Raw genomic sequence first — 17489 nt, 5'->3', positions numbered from 1 at the left:
TTACTCATCCTCACTAATACTTAATAAGATTGTTACCACAACACCGACAACAGCAAGAGCAACGCCAGCTTCAAAAATCGTCACTGTTGTCAGTTCTATTTCCCCGAAAAAAGGGATATCGAAATAATCAAAGGCCTGTGTTAAGAAGTTTGCACCAAACACCAATGCGCCAAACCCAGTGCCCACAGACAAGAATGCACCAAAAGCAGCTACCAATTTAAAATCAATAGGAAGACCTTTTTGAATGGTTTCAATATCGTATACAATAAATAGCAGTACCAGTGCAGATGCAAGTACCAGCCCGCCGCTGAAGCCGCCGCCTGGACTATTATGACCTGCGAAAAATAAATATACTGCAAGCGTCAGAATGATAAAGAAAACAAGCTTGGCCACTGTACGAAGGATGACGTTATTTATCTTCAATCTGATCACTCTCCTTCTTGGCCTTCACCCGGATCATTGTATAGATACCAATCCCTGCAATTAAGAGAACGACTACCTCTAACATCGTATCAAATGCACGGAAGTCCCCTAAGATGGCATTCACCATATTATTTCCTCCAGCAAGTTCATAGGAATTCTCAAAAAATCCGGAAATTGTATCAAATCCTCTGTTCCCTTGAACACCTAATGCTACAGCCGTAAATACGACACCGACACCGATAGAGATAAACAGGTTGATACTCTTCGTTTTCTTCGACGTATTTTCTTTTTCCAGCTCAGGCAAGAAATAATACGCTACAAGGAATAAAACAGTGGTTACTGCTTCAATAACGGTTTGTGTCAGTGCTAAATCAGGTGCACGCAGCAGGACAAAAAGAATCGCAATTCCAAAGCCCAAAATACTATTTAACACAATCGCTGTCAGCCTGGACTGTGCAAATAAAATTGTAATCCCGGTTGCCATCATAGACAGCACAATAAGCCATTCAAAAACCGAAATCGTTGCATTCTCCGGCAGTGTAAATTGGTATGCCTCTGTATAAATAAAAGTTCCGCCGACCACCAAAATAAAGAAAGCAAAAATATACACCATATAATCACGTAAGTAACGCGTCATATATTTATTTGTAATAACTGTTGATTTATCTTCCATCTGGTCTAATACAAATCCATAAAACACATTAATTGATCTTTTCTCTGGAAACAGATTATATATACCTGACCAATATTTTCTCGAGAAGAATAAGAGAGCCCCAAACAGTACGACACCGATGGTCATAAATAATTCAGGTTCAAAGCCATGCCACGCATAAATATCCGTTCCTAAATCTGCACCTTCTGCAGCAAAGGTAGGAAAGATTCCGCTCATCGCAGGTGTAATCAGATTCTTTCCAATCACATTTGGCACAAAGAAAAATATAATTACAAGCAATCCTAATACAATCGGTGAAATCAGCATTCCCGGCTTTGGTTCATGTGCCGGATGCTCCAGCTTTTCTTCTTTATATGGACCAAGGAACGTTTTCACAACGAATACAGTGGAATAAACAAATGTAAAGACACTTGCTATCCAGGCAACAATCGGAATAATAATCCCCCACGTTCCTAAGCCGAAGAAGCTTGCTTCCGTAATATCTAAAGTAGATATAAAGAACATCTCTTTACTCAGAAATCCATTAAACGGAGGTAACCCTGCCATGGACATACTGCCGATTGTTGCAATCGTAAATGTAATAGGCATAAGTGTAATGAGTCCGCCCAGGCGGCGAATATCCCGGGTACCAACACTGTGGTCGACAACACCGACAACCATAAACAATGCGCCTTTAAACGTCGAGTGATTCACTAAATGGAATAACGCCGCAAAGGTTGCCCCTGTATATACCATCGATTCATCGGAATATCCAAGATGAAGCGCTGCGGAACCCATCCCAAACATACTCATAATCATTCCAAGCTGGCTGATGGTTGAATAGGCCAGCAATGCTTTTAAATCGGTCTGACGGACAGCATTAAAGGAGCCCCAGAAAAGCGTAAATATCCCGACACCAGTAACCGCCCAGAACCACACGGCTTCCCCGCCAAAAACCGGTGTGAAACGAGCAACCAGATAAATACCCGCTTTTACCATTGTAGCCGAGTGCAGATAAGCACTAACCGGTGTAGGTGCTTCCATCGCATCCGGAAGCCAGATATGGAACGGAAACTGTGCTGATTTCGTAAATGCTCCAAGCAGCACAAGCAGCAAAGCAGGGATAAATAAAGCATGATCGCTAATTGACGCCACTTCAGCAATTACCTCGCGGATACTCCACGTATTTGCCATGGCACCAATCATGATAAAACCAACCAGCATCGAAATCCCGCCAGAAACCGTGATAATCAATGATTTCTTGGCACCTTCTCTGGAACGCTTTCGCTGATACCAGAATGCGATCAACAGGAAGGAAGAGATACTTGTTAACTCCCAAAATACATACAAAACCAGCATATTGTCTGACATCACAACGCCTAACATTGCTCCCATAAACAGCATAAGGTATGTATAGAACGTACCTATTGGTTCTTTCAACGAAAGGTAATAAATAGAGTAAAGAATTACAAGTGCTCCCACTCCGGAAATCAATAATGCCAAAGTCAGACTAAGTCCATCCAGGTAAGCCGTTATATTGATTCCATAGCTTGGAATCCAGTTTATTGTCTGCACAATTGCTTCTCCGCCCGAAATAGCCGGGATGAGCGAAGCAAGATAAATGAATAAGCCTGTCGGCACCAGAATGACGAACCAGCCTACATGGATGTTTTTTATATACTTATATAAGAAGGGTATAATTGCAGCAGCCAGAAATGGGATAAAAATAGCCAGTACTAAAGTCGACAAACGAGAACCTCCTATCATTTCATTGTTTTTCTTATTTTGTGATTATGTTAGAAAACCTGATGGTTGCCAGGTGTTTAGGCATCAATCAAAGTTTGGGTTCAAGCAGCAAAAAAGGTTAAAATTTCTCACCTGTTTAAAAAGTCCGCACATATTTCCTCCAGACAAGTATGCTATTTACTAACTACCCTTTAAAACGGGGGAGAAAACGACCATTCGAATAGGCGAGATTGCTCGTTCTTTGCCTTCATAAGGATGGGCAGGCCTGGATTTTCGGACACAAGGTAAGGAGCTTTGTGACAGCTTCTTTAAAACTGCGGTTTTTCTTATACTTTCTAAACAAGCAGCATATACAATGGTTATTTTGTCCGTAAAATGCTAATCTAATAATAGAAAGCCTATTATTGGCGAAAGTATATATATAAATAGCTGCAGGGCCCCTTCAGCATATTACGTTACTGAATAGAATAAAGACGATAAAGTGGTTGAACCAATGCGTTAAAAATAGAGAGAAACTCAATTTAATCAAACGGAACATAATCCGCCTGGTTTTTCTTTTCCCCTTGTGAATGGAAGCTTGAGTTAATCAGGAAATGTAGTGACCGTTTTTCCAGCCATAATATTGATAAGGGAGAACCGTTCGTAAAAACTCCCACTGAATCAACGTTTTGTTTTATTATTTCAATACCCTCGCAGGGAATGACGGACACTCATGCTGTGTTAAAACGTGGTAAAATAATAAGCCTTTCATGTAGTAAAAGCAAAGGCATTATGAGGTGTTAAAATGGTTGTTCAAAAAGTCTGACAAAGGCAGTGCATTGCTGCAGCATTTGTCGTTCGGGCATTTTTACAAAGCTTATTGGAACACACACTAAACATGACGTCTTCATAATCACACATAGATATTATACAAGAATTTATCCTTATTTGCATGCATGACGTTGTGACACCCCTATAAAATTTCATTTTGGGGTATTTTCCTATCTCTCTTCAGCAGCGAAGACGTCATTATTAAATTTACTTGCAACTTCTAAGAAATACCTGTATAAAGGACTTTACAGTGAAAAAATCAATATAGAATAAATATTTTTCATCTAGTACTATACGAATCTAAAAATACATGTTAAAATGATACGGTTTAAAGGATATGACTTCCTTCAAAAACCTGTTACAAAAGGGATTAAACCTTCTTCTGACAGGTTAAATTAAAAGTAAAACCATTCTGCTCCTATTCGGATATATATAGATGTTTTAAAAACGAAAGAAAAAGTAAATGACTATTAAAGAAAGGTGCGTAGAAGCGATGAAAAAAATCAGAGGTCGTATGGATGAAAGTATTTTAGTATGTGTTTATTATGGTCCTAATGGAGAACGTCTAATCCGCCGCGGTCATAAATTAGCACAAATGATGGATTGCCCGCTATATGTTTTAACAGTAGATGCCCTTCCTTATGATGAATTTGATGCAGATAAATCTGGCTTTGTTGAACATTGGAAGGAATTGTGCGAGGAATTAGACGTAGAGGAATTTATTATACGTGACAAAGAGAAACGTTCTGTAAAAGCAATTAAAGACGTAGCACATACGTACAATATTACACAAATTATTATTGGGCAAAGCGCACAAAACCGTTGGGAAGAGATTACAAAAGGGTCTTTTGTCAACGTGCTTCTTCGTGAGATTTCTTTTATCGACCTTCACATTGTTTCTGTGGATCGTACATTAAAAAGTACGGATGATACGATTTACGAAAAAGGCGTACGTGCATTTATTCAGGAAGACGGCGAAGTGCCCGGACAATATCGTCTGAAGTTCACTCGTTCCAAGCATAATCTGTACGAGGGAATCTTCTACAAGGAAATTGGTACGGACTTTAATAACGGTGTATTCAAATTCGTAAACAACAAAGGGAAGACTTCCCAAGTGCATATCACAGAAAATGTTTGTACAGGTGAATTAAAAGAACCGCCTAATATTGATAAATCAATTCATTAAAAAAGACTCCCTGCGACGGTGATTATCCCTTGAAAACCGGTTATCTTCCGGTTTTTCAAGGGACGCACTGACAAAGGAGTCTTTTTTATATTACCAGCCTTGATACATTTCCGGCACTCTGCTTCTAAAGACAGGGACTTCCTCACGTATCCGGTCCACATTCGAAGCTGCAATCGTCTCGACCAGTGTTTCTTCCTGATCTTCGGACCCTTCCTGAATAATCGTTCCCCATGGGTCAACAATCAGCGACATTCCACAGAATTCGACACCGTCATACGCTCCTATCCGATTACTGGATATAATATAACATTGATTTTCAATCGCCCGCGCCAGCTGAAGCGCCTTCCAATGATCCTTGCGGGCGGATGGCCATTCTGCAACAATATAAATCACTTCTGCTCCAGCCAGAGCCAACTCCCTTGCTAACTCAGGGAAACGAAGGTCATAGCAGATAATCAGCCCCATTTTGATTCCATCTAACTCAAATACACGCGCCTGTTTTCTTCCGCCTGTTAAATATGCCGGTTCATTCAGCATCGGGACGAGATGGATTTTATCATACGTATAGACCTCTTTCCCCTCGTTATTAACAACAAGCGCTGTATTATAGATTGCATCCTCTACTTTATTCGCAAATGATCCGCCAATAATATGCACCTGATACGTTTTTGCCAGCTCCTTCAAAAAGCTCCTCGTAGGCTCTCCATCCAAATCAGCGATTTGATCTAATTGGTCCAACGTATAGGCTGTCGTCCACATTTCCGGAAGAACAACGATATCAGGTTTATCCTCCTTAACCTGATTTTCCAGCCACGCTTTCACACTTCTGCGATTGCTCTCCGGATCGCCGGGAACAATATCCATTTGATAAATAGCATGTTTCATTGCATACGCACCCTTCTCTTATTTATTCTTATTCTATCAAAAGCGATAACTATTTGAACGTTCTCTATATAATTATCATCCTATCTCTACGAATACGTGTCAACTTACACACATAATCTGTCATGTTAATCGATATACATGACAGTAATCCAAAAGCATACTAGAATTAATATATGACACGAATGATGAAAAGGGAGGATACGCATGCAGATAGAAAATATTCTGAATCATTTAAGGGATCGCACTCCGGCATTAATGGGCCACAAATACTTTAAACGGTCTTCTGTTTTAATTCCTTTGGTTGAATTAAATGGAGAAACCCATATCCTTTTTGAAGTCCGGTCCAAAAACCTAAGAAGCCAGCCTGGAGATGTTTGTTTTCCCGGAGGCCGTGCAGACCAGGATGACAAGCATCCTTCCCACACCGCTATACGGGAAACGACGGAAGAGCTTGGTATTTCAGAACAGGATATTTCCGATCCGATTCCGCTTGATTATGTAGTGAATGACTTAGGAAGAATTATATATCCTTTTATCGGAAGGCTGAAGAGTATAGAAAATATCCAGCCCAGCCCGGATGAAGTGGATCATATTTTCACCGTTCCGCTTTCCTTCTTTTTAGAAAATGAACCAAAAAAATATAAAGTACATTTAGAAATAAAGCCCGAGGATAATTTCCCATACCATTTGATTGTCGGCGGAGAGGACTATGAATGGCATATCAGGACGATGGAGGAGCTTTTCTACCAATATGACGACAATACCATCTGGGGGCTGACTGCGAAGGTTTTGAATCATTTTATAAGCTTAATTGATACGAAAAAGGACCGTTGATACGGGGTTTCTCGTATCAACGGCCCTTTTAAAAACAAATAAAATGCTGATAGAACAGCTAAGCTTTTTTCCAAATATGAACGATTCCTTTATCCTGCTCTGTACGAATCAAACGGCCGATGCCCTGTTTTAACCGAAGTTCCATATAGGGCAAGTCAATTTCATCATACGCGTTCTTTGCATGTTTGCGTTTTGCTTTAAACACAGGATCATCTGGCGGATATGGCAGGGAAGCAATGATGACTTGTGTCAGTGCCTCTCCCGGCACATCGAGCCCTTCCCATAAATGATACGCACAGAGAACAGAGGACTTATTAAACTGGAATTCGCGGACAATTTCGCTGATTTCCTTATCCCCTTCAAACAAGAAATCAAAGGACCAGTCTTGCGTTTCTGCCCATTTCCGGAATGCCTGCATCTCTTCTTCCGAGCGGAATAAAATGAGACTGTGCCCTTCATTCTCCTGAAGCTGGGTGGCAATCCCGAGGTATTTTTCTGCTTCCTCCGAATACCCATGTTCTTTTATGGTACGGACTTCCTCATAATCAAATGGGGATTCAACAGAAAAGAAGTCATATGCATCCACCCCCAGACTCTTCGCAATATATGAAAAATCTCCATTTTGAGAGAGTGTTGCTGAGGAGAAAATAAATGGAATGTTTTTCTGAAATACTTCTTCCCGAAGCACCTCCTCTACCAGTCTCGGCATGATAACCAGACTGCTTTGGTCGCCGTCCTCTTCCAACCAGTAAACTCCCTCATCATCCTTTAAGAAAATTGATAAACCATACGTGAAAAATTCCAAGTACTCTTCAATAATTTTTGTATGGTATGCATCCATGGTGAACAATTCCGCATCAAAAACTAGCTGTTCTAACAGCTCTTGAACCATCTTCTCTAATTGAACTGCCATTTCACGCATTTTCGTATCTGTTGGAATTTCAAGTCGATTGGAGCCTTCTACACGCACAGCTATTTCTGAAATATAATCAAACCAGTCATCATGCAGCGCCATGATATCTTCGGCTAATTGCAGTGATTCTTCCCGCACATCCTGCCCTTGATAGCCAGTTAAGACATTGGTGATATTCTGATAGTTGAAGCGGTAGGTCAATCCTTTTTGGGCTGAAAACTCTAATAAATGCCCTTCATCAAAAACAACCGCACTGGCTTCCGGAAGCAATGGCAGCTGCCCTTCCCTGATTCTTGATTCTTTCGTCCAGACATGCTCCATATAAAAATCATGCGAGCAGATAATCAAATCTTTTGCATGGCGGTAATAATCACGATGCAATGTCTGCGCACTGCGATGTCTAAAATCACAAGTCGCACACTGCTTCAACGGGTCCCAGCCAATCTGTTCCCATTGCTTATCCGAAAGCCATGGATAATCTTTCCTGTCTCCATAAGGATAAAAAGACTGCATCGAGACACCTTGATCGAACACAAAGTCCGGAACAGAGTCATGTACATCAAGAATTTCTTCATCCTCTGTATATTCGGACAACGGATCCAGCTTCTTCATGCACAAATAGTTTTCGCGTGCTTTTGCCAAACGGACGTCTACCTCTAAGCCCAGCGCTTTTTCCAGCTTATCAATATCTCCGCCCTCTTTGACCAGCTGCTCAATCAATGTTTCATCCGCACAGGAAATAATCACAGGCTTTCTCTGATAGCGGGCATAACAAATGGCATATAAGAGATACACGATTGTCTTCCCCGTACCAACTCCTGCTTCTGCAAAAATGGTCTTTTTATGCTTAAAAGCCTGTTCCAGCTGAAACGCCATATAAATCTGTTCATCACGCAGCTCAAAGCCTTGTTCTGGTAAAATATCATAAAAAACATCGCCGATATAATCTCCCAGGCGATCAAAAAAATGCTCATTTTTTGCTACAGTAAATGGGATTGAATTCATTCCTGCCATAGGCAACTCCTTTTCTTTTCTATATCTATGAAAACGAAACTTCATTCAACGGGAGTTATATTTCCCTCCCATAGAATGATTGGTTAAACTTATTGAATAAAAAGCACTCTTAATCGTACCATTATTTCTAAAACTCTAGCAAGCTATTCATTCCGGGCGAAATAATTTAATTTTTTTGAATAAATTATCCTTTTCTCAATTGCAAACTGCTGCCTCAATCTTAATGACATCGCCTTCATAATTTGTTACGCTAGTAAACGAAAGAGAGATTGTTTCAAAATGTCGAAAGTGGAGAACATTTGGAGCTGAACGCGGTTATTTTTAAATGAAAATGCATTCATATTTTACTACCGTTTATCTGGCAGTATAACTTCGATTGCTTTAGGAGTTTTTAGGGAAGCGGCTGCTCGGTCATATCCCCGGGTGCATACCCTTGTGTTACTATCTGCGTTTTGTTGGAGTGATTTATCGCATCATTTTGATGGGGGCGCGTCATCACCGTACCATTCTGTCGGAACATTTCATTTCCTGCAGAGAATCACCCGTAAAAACTCCCGCCGAATGACGTTTCGTTTTATATTTCTTCACAATTTAAATAAGGGGTGTACACAATGAAAAGAGTTGTTCTTGTTGGAGGTGGATACGGCGGTATCAAGACGCTGCTCGGCCTTCTCAGCCAAACATTAGCCGATGATATACATATCACTGTTATCGACCGTAATCCATTTCGCTCGCTAAAAACAGAGTTCTATGCGATTGCTGCAGGAACTTCAGCCGATCATGATGTTCGTGTTGATTTTCCAGCTGATTCCCGGGTGAACTATATTTTTCGGGAAATCATAAAAATCGATACGGAAAATAAACAAATTATTATTCAAGATGAAGATTCCATTGTTCCTTATGATTATTTAATTATCGGCTTAGGCTGTGAAGACAATTACCATGGAATCCCGGGGGCAGCAGAATTCACAGAAAGCGTTCAAACCTTTGCAAAAGCCAGAAAAGCAGGAGTGGCAATAGGAAATTTGAAAGCTTATGGAAAAGTATCTGTTATCGGTGCAGGATTAAGCGGGATTGAGGTGGCTTCAGAAATCCGGGAAAGCCGGCCAGACTTAAACATCCGTCTGCTTGACCGCGGTAATACGGTATTAAAACCACTGGACAGCAAAATTCAATCCTATGTACAAAAATGGCTGACAGAAAACAATGTCGATGTGATACATAATTCAACGGTAGAATATGTAGAACAAGACGGCGTTTGCAATAATGGCGTTTGTTATTTAAATGATGTGACCATCTGGACAGCAGGTGTACAGCCGAATTGGCTTGTACGTGAACTTCCATACAGCAAGGATAATCACGGAAAAGTCGTTGTCAATGATTTTTATCAGGTTCCTGAGGATCCATCTGTGTATGTGCTGGGAGATTGCGCATCCAGTGAACACTCGCCAAGTGCACAGCTGGCCGGCCTGCAGGGAGAACAAATTGCAGAAATTCTGCTTGCTATTTTAAATGAAAAACAGCCGAAAAAACCAAAACCTATTAAACTTAAAGGAACCTTGGGCTCCTTAGGCAAGTCAGATGGTTTTGGAAATATGGCCAAGAAGCCAATGACAGGCTTATTGCCAAGACTCGCAAAATCAGGCGTATTATGGTTAAGTAAACGCCATTAAATAAAAAAATGCCGGGCAAGGTAAAACAGCCCGGCATTTTTCTATTTATTAAACTCCGCCAGCATCTCTTCAATGGCTTTGGCAACACCATCCTGCTCATTTGTCACCGTCTCGTATTGGCATAACTGCTTAATTTTATCTGCAGCATTACCCATCGCGACTCCGCGGCCAGCCATTTCTAACATGCTTGCATCATTCCAATTATCTCCGATTGACATCACATCCTGCATAGACCAGCCGCTGTCTTCTATATACTTTTGAATGGCTAATCCTTTTTGGGCTTTAGGATGATTAAATTCCAGATTCGTCTCTCCGGAAGATGTAATTACAGCCCCTGTCTCATCACGAAGCTTTCTTTTTGCGCCCTCCAGCTGACTCTCCTCAAAAGCAAAAGAAAGGATTTTATAAACTTCCGTATCCTCATCCTTCACTGCTAACTGCAGATTTTCAATAAAAGAAACCTCTTCTAATTGAAACCGCTGCTCTACCATTTCACGCATTTCCCTCTCAGATATATTCGGATGAGTTGTGTGCAGGATATCCATGAGGATATCTAAAAAGTGTTCCCGGCTTTCAGAAAGGACGCCTTTATCTGTAAATAATTCTACATACATCCCCAGTTTGCTGCATTCATCGACAATACGTGCAGCTGCCTGTTTATCCATTGGAATACTATTGATTACTTTTCCATTTTCCTGATAGGTTACTGCGCCATTCAAGCTGATAATGGGACAATTAATCCCGGCAGCTTGAAGCGGCGTATTCGCTGCCTGATAGGACCTGCCTGTTGCAGCAATAAATTCCACGCCTTTATCCATTGCTTTTTTTACTGCTTGTGCATTCGCTTCACTGATTACGCCATTTTCATTAAGCAAGGTTCCATCCATATCTGATGCAATTAATTTCATAATACATTACCGCCTTTACGACATTAGAAAAACTTGAATCTATTGTATTTTTTTTGCGTAAAATAAAGGAACCCATCTGCTGACTCTATGGGCTCCAATCATTTTACTTCTCGTATATACTATACCTTATTTACATCAGATGATTCCAATAATTGCTCTGCCTTTTCAATTTGGTCTAATACACTGTTTTTGGCTGTTCCGCCTGCAGCAGCTCTTGCATTAACCACTGTCTCCGGCTTCAGCGCTTCAAATATATCTTCTTCCACCACATCGGAATATTGTTTGAATTCCGCTAAGCTCAAATCCAGCAGATACTTGCTGGCTTGAATACAGTTTAAAACCACCTGGCCAACAACCGCATGCGATTCACGGAAGGTGAGTCCCTTATTCACCAAATAATCAGCCAGATCCGTCGCGTTGGAATAATCATTCGAAACCGCCTTATACATGCTTTCTTTATTTACTTCCATGGATGCAATCATTCCGGCAAAGAGCTGTAAAGCGCCCTTCAGCGTTTCATGGGAATCAAACATCCCCTCTTTGTCCTCCTGCATGTCTTTATTATATGCGAGAGGCAAGCCTTTTAACGTCGTCAGCATTCCAATCAGATTGCCGTAAAGACGACCTGTCTTGCCGCGGACAAGCTCTGCCACATCTGGATTTTTCTTTTGCGGCATCATGCTGCTTCCCGTTGTATACGAATCATCCAGCTCGACAAAATTAAATTCGGCACTGGACCACTGCACGAGTTCTTCACAAAGACGTGATAAATGCGTACCGATCAACGAGCCATTGGACAGGAATTCGACCACAAAATCACGATCACTGACAGCATCCAGGCTATTTTCACAAATTCCGTCAAAATCAAGCTGCTCTGCTACAAAAGCACGATCAATCGGAAAAGTTGTGCCTGCCAGTGCCCCTGCACCTAATGGCGATTTATTCACACGCTTCAAGCTGTCCTCCAGACGCTCCACATCACGCTGAAACATAAATACGTATGCCATCATATGATGGGCAAATAAAACCGGCTGCGCACGCTGCAGGTGCGTATATCCCGGCATAATGACATCAATGTTTGCCTTCGCCTGCCCGATAAGCGCCTGCTGAACTGATTTCACGAGCACAATCAGCTCAGATACCGCTTCTCTTGCATACAGCCGCATATCCAACGCTACCTGATCGTTTCTGCTGCGCCCAGTATGAAGCTTTCCTCCTACTGGACCAATTTCTTCAATCAGCAGTCTCTCGACATTCATATGGATATCTTCATCTGCTTCTGATAATTCAGCTTCTCCAGCCTCAATTTTGGACAGAACCTTTTTCAATCCTTCGGTAATCTGCTCTGCGTCCTCTGCCGGTATAATATCGCATTTCTTCAGCATTGCAACGTGAGCCAGACTGCCTTTCACATCATATTTCGCTAACTTCTGGTCAAAACGAATCGACGAGGTATACTCGTCGACTAGTTCATTCGTTGGTTTTGTAAATCTTCCACCCCATAATTTCACGGATTAACAGCTTCCTTTACCTCTAGTTTTACTTTCTCAATCGATTTATTTCCTTGAGGGCCGTTGACAGAGGCATGTACCTGCGTCGGCAGTCCCCATAGCTTAATAAATCCTAGTGCTGCATCATGGTCAAAAGCATCAGCTTTGTTATAGGTTGCTAAGTCAAAGTCATATAAGGAATTTGCAGATTCTCTTCCGACAACTTGTGCATGCCCTTTGTACAGCTTCACTTTTACTGTACCAGAAACATGCTCCTGTGTCTTCTCAATAAAGGCCTGCAAGGCTTCTGTCAACGGGGAATACCATAAGCCGTAATAAACTGCCTGTGACAGCTTCTGCTCTACTACCGGTTTAAATTCCGCTACTTCACGAGGTAAAGTTAATGCTTCCAATTCCTGATGTGCATTAATCAACGTCATTGCTGCCGGAGCTTCATAAATTTCTCTTGATTTGATACCTACTAAACGATTCTCCACATGGTCGATTCTGCCAACACCATGTTTACCGGCAATTTCATTTAGTGTTAGAATCAATTCATCTAAATCCAGTTTTTGACCGTCTAATGAGACCGGCTTCCCTTGTTCAAACGTAATCTGCACCGTTTGCGCTTCATCTGGTGCATCCTCTGGTTCTTGGGTTAAATCATATGCATCCTTTGGCGCTTCTGCCCATGGATCCTCTAAAATGCCGCATTCATTACTTCTTCCCCATAGATTCTGGTCAATACTGTATGGACTGTCCTTTTTAATTGGAACCGGAATATTATGCTCTAATGCATATTCAATTTCTTCCTCTCTCGACATTGCCCATTCACGAACTGGCGCAACAATCTTTAATTCAGGGTTTAGCGCTGTAAAGGCAACGTCAAAACGAACCTGGTCATTTCCTTTTCCAGTACAGCCATGCGCTACAGCCACTGCACCTTCTTCTTCAGCGATATCCACCAATATTTTTGCGATCAATGGGCGCGATAATGCCGAAATTAATGGATATTTCCCTTCATAAAGCAAGTTGGCCTTCAATGCCGGCAATACATATTCCTCTGAATAAAGCTTTTTCGCATCAATCACATATGATTTGATAGCACCTACGTCCAATGCTTTTTGCTTCACGAAGTCCAAGTCTTTTCCTTCCCCAACATCCAACGCTACTGCAATCACATCATAATTATATTTATCCTGTAACCATTTCACCGCTACAGATGTATCTAATCCTCCAGAATAAGCTAAAACGATCTTGTCTTTTGCCACTTAAAAAATCCCCTCTCGTAAATGTGCTGTTATCGAATTATTATGCATCATTATGTATAATAATGCAAGAGGTATTTTAAAATTTTTTTATTTTTTTGAGGAATTCCGCTTTTATCCAGTCAAGACACGTAATTTCTAGGTTTTTTATTCGTTTCTGGTAACATAAATAATGGGATAAATGAGCGTTTGTATAGAAAAAGTATCCTTTTGTGTGGAAATGATTATGTATATTTTTTTCACACAAAAAAGACGCTCTTTCTAGAAAAGAACGCCTTTTTTCCACGCTGTTACGGAAAACCATCCGGGAAATTCCCGAAAGCTACAGCTTTATTCTATATTTTCCCTACCGCATCATGAATAGAGTCTACTCCAGTAATTAAATCAAAGCCTTTTTGATACGTATTTTCAGCTTCAAGTGCTTCCACAATGACGGCTGCTACATCTTCACGCGGAATGCTGCCCCGCTCCAAATTTTCTCCTGCCAGAACTTTTCCTGTACCTGGTTCATTCTGTAATCCGCCTGGGCGGACGATGGTATAATCAAGTCCGCTTTGTACCAATGTTTCATCCGCAAAATGTTTTGCCACCATATATGGCTTAATTGGACTGTCTGCCCAGCTGTCCCGGTTATTCGCCTGGAATGCACTCACCATCACAAATCGGTTCACATTGGCTTTTTTCGCAGCTTCAATCGATTTTACTGCACCGTCTAAATCAATGAGCAATGTTTTATCCGGGCCGGTCTTTCCGCCGGAGCCAGCTGTAAATACCACTGCATCTACATCTTTGATAGCACTTTCTAAATCTGAAATACTACCTTCTAAATCCGCTAGAACAGCAGGAATACCTCTATCTTCTAATTCTTTTTTCTGTCCTTCTTTGCGAACCATGGCTGTCACCTCATGCTGTTCATTTGCATGCAGCTGGTTCACCAGATGCTTTCCAATCTGTCCGTTCGCTCCAATGACAAATACCTTCATTTCTCACAACTCCTTTTAATCATTCTTTATATTATCATGTTCCCTTGTATAAAATATCCAAACACGGATTTGTACTTTGAATTTTATTAAGGTTAGGAAGTTATTATGGCTATCATAATTACTATAAAGAGAAGAATGGCTAACATTATTTCGATTGCTCCGTATCGCTTTTTATTTTGATTTATTTTCATGATTCCTTCTATCAATCCTAGAATAGCTAAACCTATGAATACGATTAGGGGCACAATAAGAGATGTTTCTCCATCAGAGTTAAAATTAATCATTAAACTGGAGAATGCAAGAACAATAAAAACGATCCAAGTAATGTACATTCCTCTTGTAATAGAATCCATTTTTATAAAAACCCCCTTTAGCTCATGATTACTCATCGTCTAAAAAGGCTTTTCTATGCTACTATTCTTTACCTTTTTGAGCGGAGAAATAAACATCTACAGATTATAGGCGGTGCTTACAAAACCAAAGAATCAGGTTTTCTCTTTTGTATGAAGGGAAGAATGGTTATATATGAAATTAACTCTAGCAACAGGGGATGGTAACGGTGTCTTCCGCTAAAAAAATTTTTATTGCAAGCGCATTTATTTACTTTTTCATATCTATTTTACATGTGTTCTACTCAACCATTTGGATATATTCCATCAATCTATTGGCTTTAACTGTTTTTATCATTTTATTGTTATTCACCTATACCAGTTTCACGAACAGAAGGTATGTCCATCTGTTTGTAGCTTTGGTTATTCTTGTACCGCCCGCATTTAAAATCATTTATCAATTTATTTCTTAATTCAAGTCTGGCGATAAAAATCCGATATGCTTCTATCATAAAAAAACACTGTCACTTAACACTAAACTCAAATTCTAAAATAAAAAGAATGACCCGGAAAGCCATTCTCTAACGATGTCTTATTCACTTATCCAAATCGTCCAGAAATATAGTCCCCTGTACGCTGATCTGTCGGGTTATTGAAAATGTGGTCAGTTTTATCATATTCAATGATTTCCCCATTTAAGAAAAATGCCGTCTTATCAGAAATACGGGCTGCCTGCTGCATGTTATGCGTTACGATAACAATTGCGTAATCTTTCTTCAATTCCTGTACAAGCTCCTCGATGCGCAAGGTTGATTTTGGATCCAGCGCCGAGGTCGGCTCATCCATTAAAATCACGTTGGGTTCCACTGCCAAACAGCGGGCAATACATAAACGCTGCTGCTGTCCGCCCGATAACCCGTATGCATTATCACCCAGACGGTCCTTTAACTCATCCCAGATAAATGCGCCGCGCAGACTGTTCTCCACAATTTCATCAAGGACCTTCTTATTTTTAATGCCGTGGATTTTAGGTCCATAAGCAATATTTTCATAGATTGATTTCGGAAACGGATTTGCTTTTTGAAAAACCATTCCGACCTGTGTACGCAAATCCTCTACACGAAAGGATTTATCTAAAATATTTTTCCCTTTATACGTTATCTGACCGGATGTTTTCACAATGGGAACCAGTTCCACCATCCGGTTCAATGTTTTCAAATACGTCGATTTCCCACAGCCAGAGGGGCCGATAATCGCTGTCACTTCTTTTTCTTTGATATCCATATTTATATTTTTTAAAGCATGTGTTTCCCCGTACCATAGGTTTAACCCTTTTGTATCATAAACGACCTCTTTTGGCACTTCCGGTTCATATCTTTCATTGGGGTTTCTTACAAGCTTTAAATTAATTTGTTTCTCCATTACCGTACTCATAGAATAATCTCCTCTCTTTATTTAACCAATTTAATTCCGTAATCTCCCATTAGTAGCGCTGCTGAAACTTATTCCGAATCAAAATAGCGATAGAGTTTAGTAAGAACAGTAAAATCAATAACACGATAATCGTTGCTGCTGCCAGATTTGCATATTCTGCTACAAGGGAGGAATCAATCGTCCAATAATAAACTTGCATCGGCAATGCCGTAAATGTATCAAAAACACCGGACGGAAACGGGATTAACAATGCAGGTATACCAAGAACAGTTAACGGAGCTGTTTCTCCAATTGCGCGTGATAATGCTAAAATTGCTCCCGTTAAAATACCAGGTAATGCCGCTGGTAAAATAATACGGCGCACTGTCTGCCATTTTGTTGCTCCCATGCCGTAGGATGCTTCACTAAGCTGTCCCGGCACTGCCCGCAGTGCTTCCTGTGCTGCCACAATAACAATCGGAAGTACAAGCAATGCTAAGGTTAATCCGCCTGCTAAGATAACATTGCCAAATTCGAGAGTACGGACAAATAACGTCAGACCTAACAATCCATACACAATCGACGGGACGCCTGCTAAGTTAGAAATATTTGTTGCAATAAAGGACTGAAGCTTGCCCTTCTTTGCATAAAGCTCCAGATAAATGGCTGTTCCTACCCCGATAATCATAGTTACCGGAATAACTACCACCATCAGCCACGCTGTTCCTAAAATAGCTCCCATAATCCCTGCTCTGCTTGCGTCTGTGGATAGGTGATTCATCAGAAAATCGATATTGATATATTCGATTCCCTGCGTAAAAATACGAACGAGCAATACAGCCAGCACAATCAGACCGAATAATGTGGAGGCAAAGAACAGACCTTTAAAGCCAGTATTTTTTCGTACACGGGATGACATACGTTTCTCAACAAGCACTGCATCCATATATCTCGTAGCCATC

The 17489-nt window shown here is 40.8% G+C and carries 14 protein-coding genes; 3 read left to right on the top strand and 11 right to left on the bottom strand.

Going from position 1 to position 17489, the window contains the following annotated elements; all coding sequences use genetic code 11:
- Positions 1 to 423, bottom strand: a complete 423-nt coding sequence (locus ACFO3P_RS04985) for a Na(+)/H(+) antiporter subunit B (RefSeq protein WP_193064790.1) — start codon at positions 421 to 423, stop codon at positions 1 to 3.
- Positions 410 to 2824: a Na+/H+ antiporter subunit A gene (locus tag ACFO3P_RS04980; RefSeq protein ID WP_289584459.1), complete on the bottom strand. Its 2415-nt coding sequence runs from the start codon at positions 2822 to 2824 to the stop codon at positions 410 to 412. The genes ACFO3P_RS04985 and ACFO3P_RS04980 overlap by 14 nt, the downstream gene beginning before the upstream one ends.
- Positions 2825 to 4124: 1300 nt before the next feature.
- On the opposite strand from ACFO3P_RS04980, the gene ACFO3P_RS04975 reads away from it, so the two are divergent.
- Positions 4125 to 4817 carry a universal stress protein gene (locus ACFO3P_RS04975; protein WP_289584460.1) on the top strand — a complete coding sequence of 231 codons (693 nt, stop codon included), beginning with the start codon at positions 4125 to 4127 and terminating at the stop codon, positions 4815 to 4817.
- A gap of 90 nt (positions 4818 to 4907) precedes the next feature.
- Here ACFO3P_RS04975 and ACFO3P_RS04970 read toward each other — a convergent pair whose 3' ends face one another.
- Positions 4908 to 5702 carry a carbon-nitrogen family hydrolase gene (locus ACFO3P_RS04970; protein ID WP_289584461.1) on the bottom strand — a complete coding sequence of 265 codons (795 nt, stop codon included), beginning with the start codon at positions 5700 to 5702 and terminating at the stop codon, positions 4908 to 4910.
- Between the two features lie 204 nt (positions 5703 to 5906).
- Between ACFO3P_RS04970 and ACFO3P_RS04965 the strand changes: the two genes are divergently transcribed.
- On the top strand, positions 5907 to 6536 hold the full coding sequence (locus ACFO3P_RS04965) for an NUDIX hydrolase (protein WP_042529223.1): 630 nt from the start codon (positions 5907 to 5909) through the stop codon (positions 6534 to 6536).
- A 58-nt stretch (positions 6537 to 6594) separates the two neighbouring features.
- On the opposite strand, the gene ACFO3P_RS04960 is transcribed toward ACFO3P_RS04965, so the two are convergent.
- Positions 6595 to 8463 (bottom strand): ATP-dependent DNA helicase, encoded by a 1869-nt coding sequence (locus tag ACFO3P_RS04960; RefSeq protein ID WP_193064793.1) that lies wholly within the window; start codon positions 8461 to 8463, stop codon positions 6595 to 6597.
- 611 nt (positions 8464 to 9074) lie between these two features.
- Here ACFO3P_RS04960 and ACFO3P_RS04955 point away from each other — a divergent pair.
- Positions 9075 to 10136, top strand: coding sequence for an NAD(P)/FAD-dependent oxidoreductase (locus ACFO3P_RS04955; RefSeq protein ID WP_256705262.1), 1062 nt, complete (start codon positions 9075 to 9077; stop codon positions 10134 to 10136).
- A gap of 41 nt (positions 10137 to 10177) precedes the next feature.
- Here the strand turns inward: ACFO3P_RS04955 and ACFO3P_RS04950 are convergent, their stop codons facing one another.
- The 7 genes from ACFO3P_RS04950 to pstA all read right to left on the bottom strand — a co-directional run bounded on the left by ACFO3P_RS04950 (position 10178) and on the right by pstA (position 17488).
- A complete protein-coding gene (locus tag ACFO3P_RS04950) occupies positions 10178 to 11044 on the bottom strand; it encodes a Cof-type HAD-IIB family hydrolase (protein ID WP_042529220.1) in 867 nt (288 codons plus the stop codon).
- A 119-nt stretch (positions 11045 to 11163) separates the two neighbouring features.
- Complete coding sequence (gene argH, locus ACFO3P_RS04945) at positions 11164 to 12555, bottom strand: argininosuccinate lyase (protein WP_042529218.1); 1392 nt, start codon at positions 12553 to 12555, stop codon at positions 11164 to 11166.
- Complete coding sequence (locus ACFO3P_RS04940) at positions 12552 to 13805, bottom strand: argininosuccinate synthase (RefSeq protein ID WP_193064796.1); 1254 nt, start codon at positions 13803 to 13805, stop codon at positions 12552 to 12554. Before ACFO3P_RS04940 ends, argH begins: the two co-directional genes overlap by 4 nt.
- Positions 13806 to 14137: 332 nt before the next feature.
- On the bottom strand, positions 14138 to 14785 hold the full coding sequence (locus tag ACFO3P_RS04935; RefSeq protein WP_042529214.1) for an SDR family oxidoreductase: 648 nt from the start codon (positions 14783 to 14785) through the stop codon (positions 14138 to 14140).
- A 92-nt stretch (positions 14786 to 14877) separates the two neighbouring features.
- Positions 14878 to 15138 (bottom strand): hypothetical protein, encoded by a 261-nt coding sequence (locus tag ACFO3P_RS04930; protein WP_042529212.1) that lies wholly within the window; start codon positions 15136 to 15138, stop codon positions 14878 to 14880.
- A 576-nt stretch (positions 15139 to 15714) separates the two neighbouring features.
- Entirely contained in the window at positions 15715 to 16548 is an 834-nt protein-coding gene (pstB, locus tag ACFO3P_RS04925) for a phosphate ABC transporter ATP-binding protein PstB (RefSeq protein ID WP_042529210.1), read from the bottom strand.
- Positions 16549 to 16597: 49 nt separating this feature from the next.
- The gene (gene pstA / locus ACFO3P_RS04920) at positions 16598 to 17488 is read right to left on the bottom strand and encodes a phosphate ABC transporter permease PstA (RefSeq protein ID WP_042529208.1); all 891 of its coding nucleotides are present in this window, start codon (positions 17486 to 17488) and stop codon (positions 16598 to 16600) included.
- Between the last annotated feature and the right edge of the window lies 1 nt (position 17489).

It is taken from the genome of Oceanobacillus aidingensis (genome assembly GCF_042654105.1).
In the GTDB taxonomy this organism is placed as follows: Bacteria; Bacillota; Bacilli; order Bacillales; family Amphibacillaceae; genus Oceanobacillus; species Oceanobacillus oncorhynchi.
This window is presented reverse-complemented; position numbering and strand designations above follow the sequence as displayed.